Origin of the sequence: Halomonas sp. CH40, from assembly GCA_041875495.1 — a bacterium.
In the GTDB taxonomy this organism is placed as follows: domain Bacteria; phylum Pseudomonadota; class Gammaproteobacteria; order Pseudomonadales; family Halomonadaceae; genus Vreelandella.
In genome coordinates this window covers 448,572-466,686 of sequence record CP112982.1, presented here as the reverse complement: position 1 = coordinate 466,686, position 18,115 = coordinate 448,572, and the positions used below count along the sequence as shown (strand labels likewise).

General features: G+C 56.9%; 13 protein-coding genes. 7 read left to right on the top strand and 6 right to left on the bottom strand.

The features are described 5' to 3' along the window. The first annotated feature begins 69 nt into the window (after positions 1-69). The 3 genes from OR573_02235 to OR573_02225 all read left to right on the top strand — a co-directional run bounded on the left by OR573_02235 (position 70) and on the right by OR573_02225 (position 4,062). Positions 70-645: a TRAP transporter small permease subunit gene (locus tag OR573_02235; protein XGA80502.1), complete on the top strand. Its 576-nt coding sequence runs from the start codon at positions 70-72 to the stop codon at positions 643-645. A 21-nt stretch (positions 646-666) separates the two neighbouring features. Beyond that, a complete protein-coding gene (locus OR573_02230; protein XGA80501.1) occupies positions 667-2,034 on the top strand; it encodes a TRAP transporter large permease subunit in 1,368 nt (455 codons plus the stop codon). Between the two features lie 342 nt (positions 2,035-2,376). Then, entirely contained in the window at positions 2,377-4,062 is a 1,686-nt protein-coding gene (locus OR573_02225; GenBank protein XGA80500.1) for an iron ABC transporter permease, read from the top strand. Positions 4,063-4,102: 40 nt separating this feature from the next. Here OR573_02225 and OR573_02220 read toward each other — a convergent pair whose 3' ends face one another. Then, positions 4,103-5,200: an ABC transporter ATP-binding protein gene (locus tag OR573_02220; protein ID XGA80499.1), complete on the bottom strand. Its 1,098-nt coding sequence runs from the start codon at positions 5,198-5,200 to the stop codon at positions 4,103-4,105. A 340-nt stretch (positions 5,201-5,540) separates the two neighbouring features. Here OR573_02220 and OR573_02215 point away from each other — a divergent pair, with 340 nt between their 5' ends. Beyond that, entirely contained in the window at positions 5,541-6,581 is a 1,041-nt protein-coding gene (locus OR573_02215; GenBank protein ID XGA80498.1) for a Fe(3+) ABC transporter substrate-binding protein, read from the top strand. A gap of 258 nt (positions 6,582-6,839) precedes the next feature. Here OR573_02215 and OR573_02210 read toward each other — a convergent pair whose 3' ends face one another. Beyond that, positions 6,840-8,408: an ATP-binding protein gene (locus tag OR573_02210; GenBank protein ID XGA80497.1), complete on the bottom strand. Its 1,569-nt coding sequence runs from the start codon at positions 8,406-8,408 to the stop codon at positions 6,840-6,842. Between the two features lie 134 nt (positions 8,409-8,542). Next, positions 8,543-11,296, bottom strand: coding sequence for a DNA polymerase I (polA, locus tag OR573_02205; GenBank protein ID XGA80496.1), 2,754 nt, complete (start codon positions 11,294-11,296; stop codon positions 8,543-8,545). A gap of 160 nt (positions 11,297-11,456) precedes the next feature. On the opposite strand from polA, the gene OR573_02200 reads away from it, so the two are divergent. After that, the gene (locus tag OR573_02200; GenBank protein ID XGA80495.1) at positions 11,457-12,416 is read left to right on the top strand and encodes a homoserine kinase; all 960 of its coding nucleotides are present in this window, start codon (positions 11,457-11,459) and stop codon (positions 12,414-12,416) included. Then, entirely contained in the window at positions 12,413-14,344 is a 1,932-nt protein-coding gene (gene speA / locus OR573_02195) for a biosynthetic arginine decarboxylase (protein XGA80494.1), read from the top strand. Before OR573_02200 ends, speA begins: the two co-directional genes overlap by 4 nt. 90 nt (positions 14,345-14,434) lie before the next feature. Here speA and OR573_02190 read toward each other — a convergent pair whose 3' ends face one another. From OR573_02190 to OR573_02180, 3 genes are all read right to left on the bottom strand, one after another. Next, complete coding sequence (locus OR573_02190; GenBank protein ID XGA80493.1) at positions 14,435-15,100, bottom strand: fumarylacetoacetate hydrolase family protein; 666 nt, start codon at positions 15,098-15,100, stop codon at positions 14,435-14,437. Positions 15,101-15,177: 77 nt separating this feature from the next. Next, a complete protein-coding gene (locus tag OR573_02185; GenBank protein XGA80492.1) occupies positions 15,178-15,495 on the bottom strand; it encodes a hypothetical protein in 318 nt (105 codons plus the stop codon). 191 nt (positions 15,496-15,686) lie between these two features. Further along, complete coding sequence (locus OR573_02180; GenBank protein XGA80491.1) at positions 15,687-16,613, bottom strand: LysR family transcriptional regulator; 927 nt, start codon at positions 16,611-16,613, stop codon at positions 15,687-15,689. Positions 16,614-16,753: 140 nt separating this feature from the next. Between OR573_02180 and OR573_02175 the strand changes: the two genes are divergently transcribed. Beyond that, positions 16,754-18,115, top strand: a complete 1,362-nt coding sequence (locus OR573_02175; GenBank protein XGA80490.1) for an aspartate aminotransferase family protein — start codon at positions 16,754-16,756, stop codon at positions 18,113-18,115.

Here is an 18,115-nt window from a genome sequence, read left to right as displayed (position 1 = left end):
ATACGACTGGCCGGGGCATCGTCATGATGCTCCGGCCTTGTTCATGCCAAGACACATGAGACTGATACTATGTCTACGCCTTCCCAGGATCCGTCAAAGACGCTTCCCACCAATGCGTTAAGTTTTCGGCTGGATTCCATGATTGCTTTTTCCGGCAAACTGCTTTCCTGGCTGTGGGTTGTCACTATTGCGGTTGTCCTGACTAACGTCTTCAGCCGCTTTATCCTTGGGCGCGGCTCTATTGCGCTGGAGGAGCTTTCCTGGCACTTCTTTGGTGCCACCATGATCATGACACTGGCCTATGCCATCGTGACCGATGATCACGTGCGCGTGGATGTTCTGCGTGAGCGTTTTTCACTGCGCCTGATGGCATGGATCGAGCTGCTTGGCATCGCGCTTTTGATGCTGCCCTTGCTGTATTTCATTATCGACCAGCTAATTGAATATGCTTACCGGTCATTCGAGCAGGGCGAAAATTCTCAAGCACCCAGTGGCTTGCCTTACCGGTTCATCCTTAAGAGCACCCTGCCCATCGGCATGATACTGATTGCCGTTGCCATGGTGTCGCGTCTACTACGATGCACCACCTATCTCTTCAAGTTTCCTCGGGAAGTGCGGCCAACGCACCCGACCGACTTCCGCTAACGCCTGATACCGGGGATTAATATGGGTATTGAAGAACTTCTCGTTATTGGCATGTTTGCCAGTTTCATGGGGCTATTGCTGCTGGGTTTTCCGGTTGCCTGGTCTCTTGCCGGTATCGGCTTTCTGTTCGCTATTATCGGCCACGTCATGGTCGAGTATTTCGACGCCAACCTGTGGTTCACCTGGGGGGGCACCATTGGCGTTCTTAGCCAGCGGTTCTACGGGATCGTGGCCAATGAGCTAATGGTGGCACTGCCGCTGTTTATTTTCATGGGCATCATGCTGGACCGCTCCGGCATTGCCGAACGCCTGATGAATTCGCTGGTACGCGTGATGGGCGGCCTACGCGGCGGCTACGCCGTCACCGTGGTAATTGTGGGTATTCTGCTGGCCGCCTCCACCGGTATCGTCGGCGCCTCGGTCGTCCTGCTGGGGATGCTTTCTATCGGCCCAATGCTCAAGGCCAACTACAACAAATCGCTGGCGGTAGGAACGGCCTGTTCGGTCGGCACCCTGGGGATACTCGTACCGCCCAGCATCATGCTGGTGCTGATGGCGGATCGCCTGGGCACTTCAGAAGCGTCTGTCGGGCGTTTGTTTATGGGCGCGCTGATCCCTGGGGTAATGCTCGGCGTCATGTATATCGCCTTTATCATTATCGCTGCTTACATCAAGAAGGATCTGGCACCCGCCCCCAAGAATCGTGAGCCCCTCAACGGGCGCGCACTGCTGGAGGTTCTGATTGCCGTGCTGCCCCCTATGGCGCTGATCGTTGCGGTGCTGGGGTCGATTTTCACCGGCTTTGCCACCACGACGGAAGCCTCTGCCGTGGGTGCTCTGGGCGCCACTGTGCTGGCTCTTTTCAGCCGCCGTCTTAACTTCAACGTCATGTCCAGCGCGCTTTATCAGACGACCCGCACCACAGCGTTCATTTTCGGCATCTTCATTGGCGCTACCGTTTTCGCAGCGGTGCTGCGCGGCCTGGGTGGCGATGATGTTATCCGTGATGCCGTCACCGGTTTGCCGTTTGGTACCGCCGGTATCGTGCTGACCATCCTGCTGGTAGTTTTCCTGCTCGGCTTCTTCCTGGACTGGGTCGAGATCACCCTGATCATTCTGCCGCTGGTAGCACCTGTGGTGTTCAGCTTGGGCGTTGAGCCGGTCTGGTTTGCGATTCTGTTCGCGATTTGCCTGCAGACCTCGTTTATCACCCCGCCGGTCGGGTTTGCGCTCTTCTATATCAAAGGGGTCTGCCCCCCTTCGATTCAGACAATGGACATCTACAAGGGGGTGGCGCCCTTCGTATTACTCCAGCTACTCGGCCTGATGCTGGTATTCTTCTTTGAGCCGCTGGCGACCTGGTTGCCCAATCTGGTTTACAGCAGATAAGAAGCAGGCGCTATCTATAAGTATTGTTCTTAGCCCCTTGCCCAGCAGGGGGCTTTTTACTTCCCGGCCTATAAAAATGGTAGGCTGCGAGCGGCCAAGTGGCGGCATGTCGCATGGATTTCACATCGTTAAGTCAGGTGCCAGATGGTATGATTAGCATTTGATACTGGTTCGCATCGCCGTTACGGGTGCCCGCAGTTCCTCACGCTGCTATCAATCGCGCCGGACTCTTTTGACGACCACCAGAATCCACACCTTGCGTCACCGTGTTCACTCCGTTCGCGATGTTGATGGGCAAATGCTAACCCGCTTCACACCTTCATAGTTTTAAGGAGAAGACAGTTGTCTCAGACTGCCGATCGTGGATTCGACTCGCTACTCAAGCGGCTGGTTAGCCGGTTCAATGTCTGGTCATTGATTCTTTTTGGCATTGCTCTAGTGGTGGCGCTGCCCGTTATCGTCATTTTTGCGCATATTTTCATGCCCACTGACGGCATCTGGCAGCATCTGGCCAGCACGGTGCTGCCCCGTTACCTGACCAATACCTTCTGGCTGGTGCTGTTTGTTGGCATCGGTACTTTACTGATCGGGACGGGCACCGCCTGGCTGGTGGTCATGTGCCGCTTTCCGGGTAAACGCATTTTTGAGTGGGCGCTGCTACTGCCTCTGGCGGTGCCGACTTACGTGATCGCCTACGCCTATACGGACTTTCTGCAGTTTGCCGGCCCTCTGCAAAGCCTGCTGCGCGAAACGTTTGGCTGGGCCCACGGTGATTATTACTTCCCCAACATCCGTTCACTGGGCGGCGCGGCTACGCTGATCACTCTGGTACTTTACCCTTACGTCTACCTGCTGGCACGGGCCTCGTTTCTGGAGCAGTCGGTATGTGTTCTTGACGTTGGCAGAACGCTGGGACGCGGCCCCTGGCACCTGTTTGCCAGCGTGGCGGTGCCGCTTTCCCGACCAGCGCTGGTGGGCGGGGTTTCCCTGGTACTGATGGAAACTCTTAACGAGTTTGGCGCCGTGCAGTTCTTTGGCGTGGATACCTTTACCACTGGCATCTATCGTACCTGGTTCGGGCTGGGGGAACCCGTTGCAGCAGCTCAACTGGCGGCTTGCCTGCTGGCTTTTGTGGTTGCTTTGGTGCTGCTTGAACGTTGGTCCCGCGGCAAGCGGCGCTACTTTCATACCACCAATCGCTACCAGCAATTGCCCGAGTATGTACTGTATGGCTGGCGATCGGCAGCAGCGGTGATCTTTTGCCTCCTGCCCGTCTTGATTGGCTTTCTGCTGCCTAGCGGCATTCTGCTCGAAATGGCCATCACTGAAGGCGACAGCCTGTTCGGCACGCGCTTTTTCGGTTTCGCCTTTAACAGCCTGGCGCTGGCCGCGCTGGCCGCCGTGCTGGCAGTCGGCCTGGCCATGCTGCTCAGCTATGGTGTGCGCATCCACAACACACCCTTTGCCCGCTTCAGCTCACGGATAGCCGCCATGGGCTATGCCATTCCCGGCTCGGTGGTGGCCGTGGGCATTCTGATTCCCTTTGCCTGGCTGGATAACACCATCAACCTGTGGACTCGGGATACTTACGGCGTGATTATCGGGCTGATTTTCAGCGGCTCAGCTTTTATTCTGATCTACGCCTATGTGGTGCGCTTTCTGGCAGTGTCTTTCAACGCCGTGGAAGCCAGCCTGGGTAAGGTCACCCCCAGCATGGACGCTGCATCACGCACGCTTGGCCAGACAGCCGGCGGTACCCTACGGCGCATTCATACCCCACTGATGCGCAGCAGCCTGCTGGCTGCCGGTATTCTGGTGTTTGTGGATGTCATGAAGGAATTGCCCGCCACCATCATATTGCGCCCGTTCAACTTCGACACCTTGGCGGTGCGGGCACATAATCTGGCGGCGGATGAGCGCTTGGCAGAGGCCTCAACGGCATCGTTGGCGATTGTCGTGGTGGGGATTATTCCAGTTATCCTGCTTAGCATGGCCATGCGCCGTGCCCGCCCTGGAAGCGGGCACTAAGCCGCTAAACTATTCACTGCTCACGATTCACCAAGCACCGTTACATCGGAAAGACAAATACCTGGGAGAGGTCGAGGTGAATATCCACCGGCTGGCCTTCCCCAGGCAGGAACAGCCCTGAAACTCGGGCATGCAGATGCGCTTCGTCGCCGCTGTTGTTATGCGCGCACAGGTGTATCAGGCTGGTGCGGCCCAGTAACTTGGCCATGATAACGTGGCTGTGATCATGCGCTTCAGCGGGCAGGTCGCGCTCCTCAATGCGCAGCGCCTCCGGGCGGATCATTACCTTGGCCGGGCTGCCGTCAGGGATGCCCCCTGCTTCCACCTCGCCTACCGGTGTTTGCACCTTGCCATCCTTGACCACCCCTTCAAGCTCGTTGACCTCACCAAAGAAGGTCACCACAAAGGGGTCATTGGGCGCGCAATAAAGTTCCCTGGGTGTACCGGTCTGAATGATCTGGCCATCACGCATCAGAGCAATGCGATCAGCCATGAACATCGCTTCTTCCGGGTCATGGGTCACCAGCAAAGTCGCCGCACCGACTTTTTTCAGCACATGCAGGGTATCGTCGCGGATCTGGTCGCGCAGGCGCGCATCCAGGCTGGAAAATGGCTCATCCAGCAGCATCAGTTGTGGGCCAGGTGCCATGGCGCGAGCCAGCGCTACGCGCTGCTGCTGGCCGCCCGACAGCATATGCGGGTAGGTATCGATGTAATCCGCCATACCCAACTGCTCAAGCAACTCAATAGCTCGGGGGCGACGTTTGGCTGCGGGCAGATGCTTCAGCCCAAAGGTGACATTTTCCACCACGCTCAGGTGTGGGAATAACGCTGAATCCTGAAAGGCCAGCCCGACACTGCGCTTTTCGGGTGGCAGATGGCGCATACCGGGCCGGGCAATGACCTGGCCGTTAAGCTCAACGCTGCCTTCCTGAAGGGTTTCCAGCCCGGCAGCGATACGCAGCAAGGTCGTCTTGCCGCAGCCCGAAGGCCCCAACAGGCAAACCACCTCTCCCGGCTCAACTTCAAGTTCCACGCCTTTGACAACCTGATTGCCATCAAAGGAATGACGCACATCATGCAGCGCCAAGGCATTTGTCGGCGCGGCGATTTCTGCTGCTTTCACTGTTGCCGTCATGACTCTCCGCCATCGTGTTGAATATAACGCCTGCGAAATGCAAGTGCGTATTAAAACTGAAAGTTATTCTCATTCTATTTTCTATCTGAACATAATGCACCTGCTGTGCGGGCAGATACAGCGGTTTATCTCCTAAAGCATAAGGGGTTTGCGCCTACTGGCGGTAAAAATCGCCCACCGTGAAAACGGATGATTTTCTTTCTCATTTGCTTGACGATGCGCTCAAAGACCCTTACATTGACGAAACTGGTAATGCAACTTATTATCATTCAATACTGTTAGGACGTCGGATATGGACACTCGTTCATTGTCCTGTTCACTGATAAGAGGAAGCTGATAGATGAAAACTGCTGGCGTAAAAACTGTCCGCGCTGTTGCCCCCTTTGCTGCTGTGCTGGCAGGGGGTGCTTTCGCAAGCCAGGCACTGGCCGATGAAGTAAATGTTTACTCCGCCCGCCACTATGATTCTGACGAAGCGCTCTATCAAGCCTTCACCGAGGAAACCGGCATTGAGGTCAATATTCTTGAAGGCGGCTCCAGCCAACTGATTGAACGCATCAAGAGCGAAGGCGTGGCAAGCCCCGCCGATGTGATGATCACCGTTGATGCCGGTAATCTGTGGCGCGCTGAGCAGGAAGGTATCTTCCAGAGCGTTGATTCTGATGTCCTCAGTGAGCGCCTGCCGGACAGCATGCGCCACCCGGAAGGCATGTGGTTTGGCTTTAGCCAGCGCGCCCGGGTCATCTACTACAACCGTGACAACTTCGACCCCAGCCAGATCAGCAGTTACGAGGATCTGGCCGACCCACAGTTTGAGGGTCAGGTGTGCATCCGCTCTTCCAATAATATCTACAACCAGTCACTGCTGGCGTCGCTGATCGAGCATCACGGTGAAGAAGGCGCTCAGGAATGGGCAGAAGGCGTTGTGAACAATATGGCGCGTGACCCGGAGGGTGGCGACACCGATCAGATTCGTGGCGTCGCCAGCGGCGAGTGTGATCTGGCCGTCGGTAATCACTACTACTATGTTCGCCTGCTGCACTCCGATGAAGAAGCTGATCGTGAAGTAGCCCGTAATGTCGGCATTATCTTCCCGAATCAGGATGGCCGTGGCACCCACGTCAACATTGGCGGCGCCGGCGTAGTTGAAGGCGCACCGAACCGCGAAAATGCCGTACGTCTGCTCGAGTTCCTGAGCTCTGACATAGCCCAGGAAGCCTTTGCAGAAGGCAACTATGAATTCCCGGTTGTTGATGGGGTCAAGAAGAACCCGGTACTGGAATCCTGGGGTGACTTCAAGAAAGACAGCCTCAACATCAGCGTACTCGGTGAAAACAACCCGGAAGCGATCCGCATCTTTGACCGCGCGGAATGGCGTTAATCCGTACTTGAACTGACTCGCTAAGTAAACCGCCCGCAGCCTTGGCTGCGGGCGGTTTTGTTTGGGCATGTATAGGTCATTCCCGAATCAACCACAGAACCGTACTTCCCGAATCAACCACAAAACCGTCATTCCCGAATCAACCACAAAACTGTCATTCCCGAATCAACCACAAAACTGTCATTCCCGAATGGGGTTATCGGGAATCCATTTTGACCTTTGCCTGATGACGCCCAGTGAATGATAACGACGTCATCTTTATGGTGTCAGCGTCTCTACATCAAACGCCACTATCTGCCGCTCAATGCTGGAAAACTCCACCCCGACCAAATGAATGGGCTTACCACTGGCACGGTATTTGTCAGCATAACCTTGTGCTTTGATCTGCTCCAGCGCCTTACCTTGAGGTAACTGCTCTACGACCTTGAATTCAAACAGATAGAGATGGCCGCCGAAATCAACGCTCATGTCCACCTTGCCTTTATTACTGGCATCCTCCACCGTCACGCCGACGCCCAGTGCGGCAAAATGGCTGTAAAAAACACTCGCATAATGGCCTTCATAGCGGGCAATCGGGTTGTTGCGATACCAGTCGTGGGGCAAGCCAGCAAAAAGCGCTTTCAGATGAGTTTCCAATGCACCAAGGTCATGATGCTGCAGGGCACGAAACAGCGTCAGCCGCTCTCTGGCAGGTTCTTGAACACCCAAGGCAGGCAATAATGCCTGGTTAAGGCTGGTAGCCACTTCGTGGTTGGGATAGCCAAGCGTATAGAGCCAATAACCGGTCATCGGCTCTTCTACTGAATGCACAGTGAGGTAGCCGGTCTGGAACAAAAGCGCTTCCGTGGCGATATGATCGATATCGAAGCGCCCAAGCAGTTCAGCTTCAGTCTGCAACTGGCTAAGTGCAGGAGTAAAAACACCGCGCTGTTTCAGGATATCGACCAGAAAAGTGGGGGTGGCCGTTTCGAACCAATAAGGGCTGAATTTGCGCTTCTGTAATAGCAACAGTACATCAAAAGGGTTGTAAACCGAGTCAACGTTTTGGCCACCCCAGCGGTAGCCGTTATACCAGCGGCGGATTTCATCCCGATCGAGGCCCAGCAGTTCTGGTGCAAAAACACTATCAATATCATCATCGGTATAGCCACAGATGGCCGCATAAGGCGCATCCAGAGTGATATCGTTGAGATTGTTAAGCCCCGAAAACAGGCTAACCTTGCTGAACTTGGAGACCCCAGTGAGCAGCACAAAATGCAGATGGGGGTCAGCATCCTTGAGTACGCTATAGAGGTTTTTCAGCCCCTCGCGCAACTCGCGGGCAAGCTCAGGGCTAAGCAGGTTGTCCAGTATTGGCTTGTCGTATTCGTCGATCAGCACCACAACCCGTTGGCCTGCATGAGCATGGGCCTGACGAATCAGGGTCTCAAACTCACCGGCAATATCGGTGTCATGATCAAGGGTCAGCCCGAGCCGCTCACGCTCGGTACGCAATTGCTCGCGGATACGCACGTCCAGCTCCCAACGGCTTTGCAGCACACCACTGCCAAAACTCAGGCGCACCACGGGGTAGCAGGTCTGCCAGTCCCATTTATCGTGGATATAAAGTCCTTCGAACAAGGCCTCCCGACCTTCAAACAGGCAGCGCAAGGTATCCAGCAGTAGGCTTTTGCCAAACCGCCTCGGGCGGGAGAGAAAGTAGTACTTGTTTTGATTGACCAGTTTCTCGATAAAGGGCGTTTTATCGACATAGTAGTAGCCATCTTCACGGATATCCGAGAAGGTCTGGATCCCGATAGGGAGTTTACGACGCTGATCAGATGGCATGCGGGCCTTCCTTATCATCCTGTTGATGGCAGTCTAGCATGCTGAAAAACGTACACGTGCGTTGTCGCTTGCTGTGGAAGTCCATCAGCCGCATCAAAATACCTGTGATACGGCCTTGATTAAACGCCTTAGCCTTAGTGCGCTTCATCCCAGTTGGCGCCACTTTCAGCTTCGACCGTCAGCGGTACGCTGAGGCTGGCAGCGGCTTGCATACGCGCCTGAATCTGAGTAATGAAAGCCTCGACCTGACTCTCCGCCACTTCGAACACCAGTTCGTCATGTACCTGCATAACCATCAGGGCGTCAAACTCCCCTTCTGCCAGCCAGGCATCCACCTCTATCATGGCCAGCTTGATGATATCCGCAGCCGTGCCCTGCATGGGCGCATTGATCGCTGTGCGCTCGGCACCCTGGCGACGGTTGCGGTTCTGAGAGTGAATCTCGGGGAGATATAAACGCCGCCCAAAAACAGTTTCGACAAAGCCATCCTCTGCCGCCTGGCTGCGAATGCGTTCCATATAACGAGCCACGCCCGGATAACGGTCAAAGTAGCGGTCGATGTAGGTCTGCGCCTGCCCTCTTTCGATATGCAGCTGACGCGATAGACCCCAAGCGCTCATCCCATAGATCAGCCCGAAGTTGATTGCCTTGGCGCTGCGCCGCTGCTCGTCGGAGACCTTTTCCAGCGGTGTGCCGAACACTTCTGCGGCGGTTGCGCTGTGAATATCCTTGCCCTCAGCAAAAGCTGTCAGCAGCCCCTTGTCCTCAGAGAGATGCGCCATGATGCGCAGCTCAATCTGGGAGTAGTCGGCCGCCACAATGCGGTAGCCCGGGCGGGCGATGAACGCCTGACGAATCTTGCGGCCTTCCTCGGTGCGGATGGGGATATTCTGCAGGTTGGGGTCAGACGATGACAGGCGCCCCGTGGCGGTCACCGCCTGATGGTAGCTGGTATGTACCCGCCCGGTGCCTGGGTTGATCAGGCGCGGCAGTTTGTCGGTATAAGTGGATTTCAGCTTGGCCAGGCCGCGATGCTCCATGATGACCTTGGGCAGCGGGTAATCCAGCGCCAGCTCTTCAAGTACCGCTTCCGCCGTTGAGGGCGCGCCCTTGGGGGTTTTCTTAAGCACCGGGATTTTCTGCTCTTCGAACAGAATTTCACCCAATTGCTTAGGCGAGCCCAGGTTGAACTCACGCCCGGCCAGCTCAAAAGCCTGTTTTTCCAGCGCATGAATCCGCTGCTCAAGCTGCTGGCTCTGGGCATGCAGACGCTCGGCATCCAGCGCCACGCCATTGCGCTCAATGCGTGAAAGCACCGGCACCAAGGGCAGTTCAAGGATATCCAGCACCTTGGCCAGCTGCCCTTCCGCTTCCACCAGAGGGCGTAGGGTGTGCTGCAGGCGCAGGGTAATATCCACATCTTCACAGGCGTAAGGCGCGGCCTGCTCCAAGGCAATCTGGTTGAAGGTCAGCTGCTTGGCGCCTTTACCGGCGATGTCCTCGAACGAGGTCGTGGCTTCACCCAGGTATTTCAGCGCCAGCGAATCCATATCATGGCGGGTGGCCGTGGCATTCAGCACGTAAGAGGCCAGCATGGTATCCGCCAGCGGGCCAGCCAAGTTAATGCCGGCACTGGCCAGCACTGACATATCGTATTTGAGGTTCTGACCGATCTTGATTTTTTCCGGGTCTTCCAACAGCGGCTGCAGAGCTGAAAGTACTGCACTGCGATCCAGCTGGGCGGGTGCATCCAGATAATCATGGGCCAGCGGAATATAGAAGGCTTCGCCTGGTTCCAGCGCTAGCCCAACGCCGACGATCTCGGCGTCCATATAGTTGAGGCTAGTGGTTTCCAGGTCTACGCAAAACTGTGCGGCCTTATCCAACCGAGCCAGCAAGGCATCGAAGTCAGCCTGTTCGGTAATCACCTGGTCGCGCCGCTCTGCCGCAGGTGGCTGAGCGGTGGGTGTGGTATCAGGCTGCTCAACGGTGGCCTCTACGGCTTCATCCTGGCCGCTTAATAGCTCGTTCAGCCATTGTTTGAACTCCATTTCCCGGTACAGCTCGGCCAGCTGCTGCTGGTCAGGCTGGGCAATTTCCAGGTCATCCAGCCCGACTGGCAGCTCGCAGTCGGTCTTGATGGTGGCCAGCTGGTAGGAAAGAAACGCCTGTTCGCGGTGCTCCTCAAGCTTTTTAGGCAACGTCTTGGCGCCACGGAAACTCAGCGTCTTGACGCGTTCGAGATCAGCGTAAATGGTATCAAGACCTCCGCCCATTCCCTGCAACAGGCCAATGGCGGTCTTTTCGCCCACACCGGGCACGCCCGGAATGTTGTCCACCTTGTCGCCCATCAGGGCCAGGTAATCAATGATCAAGCCAGGCGGCAGGCCAAACTTGGCTTCCACTCCGGCTTCATCCAGGGTTTCATCCTTCATGGTATTGACCAGGGTGATATGCGCGTTGACCAGCTGCGCCATATCCTTGTCACCCGTAGAAATCACCGCATCACGCCCGGCCTGGGTAGCTTGGTGAGCCAAAGTGCCAATCACATCATCGGCTTCTACGCCTTCAACGCATAACAGCGGCAACCCCAGCGCTTTCACGCAGGCATGCAAAGGCTTTATCTGGCTGCGCAGGTCATCAGGCATGGGTGGACGATGGGATTTGTAGTCGCTGTAAAGGTCATCGCGGAAGGTCTTGCCCGGCGCATCAAATACCACGGCCATGGGGCTATCCGGATAATCCTTGATCAGCCGTTTGAGCATGTTCAGCACGCCTTTGACCGCTCCCGTGGGCTGACCCTGGGAAGTGGTCAATGGCGGTAAAGCGTGAAATGCACGATACAAATAGGATGAGCCATCCACCAGCACAATAGGAGCGCGCGCCATAACCAGAAATCCACCTGCTGAGAATAATGGTCATCATGATAACGCGCCCGGCAGTCCCTGCCGAATGGAAACAACGTCTTTTACTGTTAACACGTGAATGCTGCCAAGTTATCGCCCAAACCGCTACAATGTTGGCCTTGGCAACCTGGGCGAGACTCTCATGGCTGTATTTACTCCGCTTAGCGACGCACAGGTCGCAGCGTTTCTGGAAAAGTTTGATGTCGGCCAGCTGCAAACCCTGGAAGGGGTAGCGGGCGGCACCGAAAATTCGACATTTTTTGTCACCACTGACCAACGCCAGCTGGTACTCACCCTGTTCGAGCAGGGCGAACACGAAGAACTGCCGTTCTTTGTCGACCTGCTGGATTATCTCGATGAGCATCGCCTGCCAGTGCCTGGGCCGGTGCATGACCGTGACGGCATCGCGTTACATAGCCTGGCAGACAAGCCCGCCTTGCTGTTTCCGCGCTTGCCGGGGCGCCACCCTGAAGCCCCCAACCTCACTCAGTGCCAGGTGCTGGGCGAAACACTCGGGCATATGCATGCCATCTCCCAGCATTTTCCCGGTCGCCGCCCCAACCCGCGCGACCTGCACTGGCTGCAGGCCATGCACCATAAGGTGCTGGCCTATATCAGCCCTGCCGACCAGATACTGATGAAAGACGAGATCGACGAGTTTGAAAGTGTCTTCAGTCAGTATGACGAACTGCCCCAAGGCGCCCTGCATGGCGACCTGTTCCGCGATAACACCCTGTTTGACGGCAACCAGCTGGGCGGCATGATTGATTTCTATAATGGCTGCACTGGCGATTTGCTGTTTGATCTGGCAATTGTGATCAACGATTGGGCCTCAGATGAGAATGGCCACCTTGACCGCGAGCGTTACGACACCATTCTCAACGCTTACCAGGCGCGCCGCCCGCTGAATAGCGATGAACAGGCCGTCTGGCCGGTGATGCTGCGCATGACCGCCCTGCGCTACTGGCTGTCACGGCTGCTGGTGGTCTACGTCGACCCGCCCGCTCACGATCTAACGCCCCACGACCCGCAGCGCTTTGAAACCATTCTGAAGGCACGGATTGCCCAGGGCGCGCTGCCCTTGCCCGAGGTCACCTCATGAGCTCTACGGCATCCGCCAACAGCCTTGCCACCACGCCTGCCATGCGCGCCCGGCGCACCTGGAACATTGACCAGTGGGGCAGCGGATACTTTGATGTCGATGACCAGGGCCACACCCTGGTACGTCCGCTCGGCTCTGCCAGGCCCGGCCCGGCCCTGCCGCTGAATGGCCTGGTGCAACAGCTGCTGGCCAGCGGCCTGCGCCTGCCGGTGCTGGTACGTTTCAGCGATATTCTGCATGATCGGGTGGAGCAGCTGTGCGGCGCCTTTGATCAGGCCATGCAGGACGCCGATTACCAGGCTGGCTACACGGCGGTCTACCCGATCAAGGTCAACCAGCAGCGCCGCGTGGTGGAAGAAATCCTCGCCACGGCCGAGCGCGGCAATGGCCGTGTGGGGCTGGAAGCCGGCAGCAAACCGGAACTGCTCGCCGTGCTGGCGCTGTCTGACCGGGATTCCTCGCTGATTGTATGTAACGGCTATAAAGACCGCGAGTATATCCGCCTGGCGCTGTTAGGAGAGAAGCTTGGCCATCGTGTTTATCTGGTGGTGGAAAAACTTTCCGAGCTGACTCAGGTGCTGGAAGAAGCGCGTGCGCTGAACGTTCAGCCACGTATCGGCCTGCGGGCCAGGCTTGCCTCGATCGGCAAGGGCAAGTGGCAGAATACCGGCGGTGAAAAGTCCAAGTTCGGCCTCACTGCCAGCCAGATTCTGCAGGTCGTTGATACCCTGCACGAACATGATGCCCTGGCCAGCCTGCAGCTGGTGCATTTTCACCTTGGCTCACAGATTGCCAATATCCGCGATATCCAGCGCGGCCTGCGTGAATGCGCGCGCTTCTACCAGAGCCTGGTGGAACTGGGCGCCCCGATTGACTGTGTGGATGTGGGCGGTGGACTGGGCGTTGATTACGAAGGCACCCGCTCACGCAGCTTCTGCTCGGCCAATTACTCCATGGCCGAATATGCTCGCAATGTGGTCAACGCCTTTGCCCAACTTTGCCAGGAAACCGGCTTGCCTCAGCCTCACCTGATCAGCGAATCCGGTCGCGCCCTGACCGCTCACCATGCGGTACTGATCACCAATGTGATTGATGAGGAACGTGTCGACACGACGCCACCGCCCCGCCCAGAGACGCCAGACCCGCAGCTGGAAGCCCTGTGGCGGGTACTCGACCAGCTGGAAAGCTTTCAGGAACCCCGCATACTGGTAGAAGCCTGGCACGACCTGCTGCAGGCCGTCAGCGAACTCCAGGACCGTTTTGTACTTGGCCTGTGTGATATGGGAGTGCGGGCTGAAGGCGAGCGCGTCTATACCGCTGCCTGTCACCGCCTGCGCGCGCAGCTTGATGGCCGCAATCGGGCCCACCGTGAAATTCAGGATGAACTGGCGGAAAAGCTCGCCGACAAGCTGTTCGTCAACTTTTCGCTGTTCCAGTCGGTGCCGGATGTATGGGGAATCGAGCAGATCTTTCCTGTGCTGCCGCTTTCCGGGCTGGAGCAGACGCCCACGCGGCGCGCGGTGATTCAGGATATCACCTGCGATTCCGACGGACGCATCGACAGCTACGTCGATGGCCAGGGAGTGGAAAGCACCCTGCCACTGCCGGAGTGGGCCAATGAGGATCAACGCTGGCTAGGTTTCTTTCTGGTGGGGGCCTATCAGGAAATTCTTGGTGACCTGCACAACCTGTTTGGCGATACGGACTCGGTTGATGCGGCCCTGGATGCCCAGGGCAACTGGGTGCTTTCCAACCCGTTGGCGGGCGATCGGGTGGCCGATGTGCTGGCCTACGTCAACTTTGATGCTGACAAGCTTCAACAGCGCCTGATGGCGCAGCTGGCTGCCAGCCAGCTAACGCCCCAGGATCAGGCCCAGTTTGCTGACAGCCTGCGTGACGGCCTGAATGGATATACCTATCTACAATGACTATCTACAATGACTATCTACAACAACTGTCTTGCAATAACGGTCTTGCGATAACTGTCTGCAATAACACGCATCCACTTACTCAATGACTTACTCAATGACGCTGGCGGTGACCTCCAGGCCACCGGTCAGCGTCATACGCAGCTGCGCTCCACGCGGTAGCTCACCGACGCCTGCTGGCGTGCCGGTCAGGATGACATCGCCCGCTTCCAGGGTGAAATGGCGGCTCATTTCCGCCACCAGAGTCGGGATCGGGAATAGCATATCTGCCCCCTCGCCGTACTGGCGCTCCTCGCCGTCAATTTCCAGGCTGAACGCCAGTGCATTCCAGTTGGGCACCCGGGTCAGCGGTAGAAAGGAGGAAAGCGGGCAGGCACCGTCAAAGGCCTTGGAAATTTCCCAGGGGTGGCCATTTTCCTTCAGCCGAGTCTGCACATCGCGCAGGGTCAGATCCAATGCCAAGCCAATGCCGACAATCGCCCGCTCGGCTTCATCCTGGGTGGCATCGGTCAGTGTTTCACCAATCAGCAGAGCAAGCTCCAGCTCAAAATGCACCTCGCCACGCGAGAAAGGCGGCGCCAGCGGCGCATCAAAGCCTAGCGCACTGGTCGATGGTTTGATGAACAGCAGCGGCTCGGAAGGCACCGGGTTTTCAAGCTCCTTGGCATGGTCTGCATAGTTGCGACCCACACATACTATTTTGCCCAATGGATGGGTAAATTTCTGGCCATCAGTGAACTGAGGAACAAAGCGCATGGCGGATAGTCTCCTTCTCGTAATAACTGCCGCCGTTTAACGACAAAAATTCAGTTTGAACCGGCCTTAGCCTGCCATCAGCCGACATGATGACGCACCAGCCAATCAGCCGGTGTATCATTACCACTCAGGCGAGCACCGGTGAGCTGATACCATTCTTCTTCGGTCAGGTAAGTCTGGCACCAGCGCCCCAGCGCTATGGCGGTCGCTTCACTACCTTGACGGTTCGTGTGGTAACCATTGGCCATATCCAGAAGATCCTGACGCGCCGTACGGGCACGCGGTTGGCTGCCATGGACGTTGGCCAGTGGATAGCGTCGATCATACGCTGCATTGATAAGCGCATTAAGCCAGTAATCCAGCTCCCGCGCCTGTATGCCGCCATAAACAGCCACCTCTGCCCTCCCTTGAATGCATGTCCATAAAACCTCAGCTCACCCGCAATGGAAACCAGGTCGCAAAACCGCGCCCATGCCAGTGTAAAATGCTATTGCCGACATCGTAACGTATTTAGCCATAAAACGCCTGCCTGCCGCCTGCAGAGCCTGGCACACGGCCATCGCAACAGGCTGACAAAGCACCAGATTCAGGCGCTACTCTTTACCGCATAACCTTCTGTCAGCAAGGTTTCAGCGCTCTTGCGCAAGAAAGCCAGCACCTTGGACTGCTGCCATTCAGCGCGGTACACCAGACCAAAGCTGAATGAGATACGCGGTGTAAACGGCAGGATAGTGACTTTATCCTGATGGTTTAACTGGTCATTGGCGGTGATTGGGTTGATCACGGCAATACCTACATTGTTGGCCACCAGAGAGGCAATGGTGCCGATATTGGCTTCGGTCTTGCCAGCGATTCTCACCCCATGTGCGGTCACCAGTTCCAACAGTGGGTTGGTGCTGATACTGGGCTGGTTGCTGATCACCAGATGCTGGTCACGCAGTTCCTTGACATCCACTACCTGCCGCTCCGCAAGCAGGTGCGTTTCCGGCACCAGACAAACGGCCTCAGTGGTCAGCAGCGTTTCGCTATAAAGCTGCGGTGAGGTCGCAGGCAAGGTAATAAAGCCGATATCTGCATGGCTCGACTCCACGGCACTTTGCACATCGTGGCTGGACATCATATCCAGGCTGACGCTGACATGGCTATTTTCCGCCAGTAGCATCGCTACCAGCCGGGGTACAAAACCAAAGCTAAGCCCAGGAATCGCCGCAATCCGTAAGCGCGAGGTACCAAACTCCTTCAACGCCAGCACGCTGTGGCGCAGCTCTTCAATATTGCCCATCAGACGCAGAATTTCATCGTACAGCTCCCGCGCTTCCGGGGTGGCAATCAGGCGATTCTTTTCGCGCAGAAAGAGCTGAATACCAAGATTTTCCTCCAGCTGACCCAGCGAGCGGCTGACCCCTGACTGAGTAATTCCCAATAGCCGCGCGGTACCCGAGGCACTCCCCACCTCAAACAGCGTTTTAAAGGTTGCCAATGCTTTCAAGGAGTTAATCGTAACTTCAGGCATGACTTTTACTCATTGAAAATCAAAAAACGATCATATATTGAAATATTCCGCCAAGACTACCTAGACTGCAAGCACAACGTTATTTTTACGTTAGTGCTGATAGCAGCAAACAATGACCACAACGATAAACGGACACCTTGATGACCAACTCTCCGCTGTTCTACCAGACAGGCCCTGCCCTGCCGGAAGTCAGCCACGCTGATGGCGTCATGCTCTGGGACACCCAGGGCAAAGATTATCTGGATGGCTGCTCCGGGGCCATTTCCTGCAACCTTGGCCACGGGCGCCAGGACATTCGTAATGCCATGCTCGCCCAGATGGACAAGGTGGCCTTCACTTACCGCACCCAGTTTGAAAGCGCGCCCGCCGAAGCCCTTGGCCAACAGCTGGTTGAGCTGTTTGACGGCGAGCTGGGCAAGATATTCTTTGTTTCCAGTGGCTCCGAGGCGGTGGAGTCTGCCCTCAAGCTGGCACGCCAATACTTCTTTGCACTCGGCCAGCCCCAACGCCAGCGCTTTGTCTCACTGCGCCCTTCTTACCATGGCAGCACCATGGGGGCACTGGGCATGACCGGCTATCAACCGCTGGAAGCCCCTTTCACCAGCATGACCCACGCTTCCATCAAAGTGCCAGGGCCGGATTTCTTCCGCCATCAGGATAGCGATGACGACACCCATGTAGATCGCCTCCTGGCAGAAACCCGCGCTGCCATGCAAGCCGCCGGGCCGGAATCGCTGATTGGCTTTATCCTCGAACCAATAGGTGGTGCCAGCACCGGCGCGCGGCTATTGGGCAAGCGCTATCTGCAAGGCATTCGCGCCCTGTGCGATGAGTTCGGTTGCCTGCTGATTGCTGATGAAGTGCTTACCGGAGTGGGCCGTACCGGCGCCTGGTTTGCCTGCCAGCATTATGACGTGGTGCCGGACATTCTGGTCACCGCCAAAGGCCTGGGCGCGGGCTACTACCCGATTGGCGCCATGCTGGCCCGCACTGACATCGTCGAAACAGTGATGGCCAGCGGCGGCTTCCAGCACGGCCATACTTATGCGGGCAACCCGCTTTCCTGTGCCACTGGCCTGGCCGTCATCGACGCCATCAAGCGCGAACACCTGCTGGACAACACCCAGGCCCGCGGCGCGCAGCTGGAAGCCGGGCTGCGTGCGCTTGCCAAGCACTATGACTGGGTCGGTCATGTACGCGGCGCTGGCCTGTTATGGGGCGTCGAACTGATCGCCGATGGCGCATCGCGCAAGCCCTTCCCCGCAGAGCAGAACCGCTTTGCCCAGATCACCGCCTTGGCCAAACAGGAAGGGCTGCTGATCTACCCGCGCCGCAGCCTGGATGGCCTGGCCGGTGACCATTTCCTGGTCTGCCCGCCGCTGACCATTCAAGCCGAGGAAGTGGACACCCTGCTGGAACGTCTGGCACGTGCCATGGCGCGTTTTGACCAAGCGCTTACGCCGTCGCCTGACCTGAACACACAACCCACCAGGGAGAGCTGA

Coding starts and splice junctions, on each gene's coding strand:
- OR573_02235 (XGA80502.1), top strand. CDS start 70: ATGTCTACGCCTTCCCAGGATCCGTCAAAGACGCTTCCCACCAATGCG.
- OR573_02230 (XGA80501.1), top strand. CDS start 667: ATGGGTATTGAAGAACTTCTCGTTATTGGCATGTTTGCCAGTTTCATG.
- OR573_02220 (XGA80499.1), bottom strand. CDS start 5,200: ATGACGGCAACAGTGAAAGCAGCAGAAATCGCCGCGCCGACAAATGCC.
- OR573_02215 (XGA80498.1), top strand. CDS start 5,541: ATGAAAACTGCTGGCGTAAAAACTGTCCGCGCTGTTGCCCCCTTTGCT.
- OR573_02210 (XGA80497.1), bottom strand. CDS start 8,408: ATGCCATCTGATCAGCGTCGTAAACTCCCTATCGGGATCCAGACCTTC.
- polA (XGA80496.1), bottom strand. CDS start 11,296: ATGGCGCGCGCTCCTATTGTGCTGGTGGATGGCTCATCCTATTTGTAT.
- OR573_02200 (XGA80495.1), top strand. CDS start 11,457: ATGGCTGTATTTACTCCGCTTAGCGACGCACAGGTCGCAGCGTTTCTG.
- speA (XGA80494.1), top strand. CDS start 12,413: ATGAGCTCTACGGCATCCGCCAACAGCCTTGCCACCACGCCTGCCATG.
- OR573_02190 (XGA80493.1), bottom strand. CDS start 15,100: ATGCGCTTTGTTCCTCAGTTCACTGATGGCCAGAAATTTACCCATCCA.
- OR573_02180 (XGA80491.1), bottom strand. CDS start 16,613: ATGCCTGAAGTTACGATTAACTCCTTGAAAGCATTGGCAACCTTTAAA.
- OR573_02175 (XGA80490.1), top strand. CDS start 16,754: ATGACCAACTCTCCGCTGTTCTACCAGACAGGCCCTGCCCTGCCGGAA.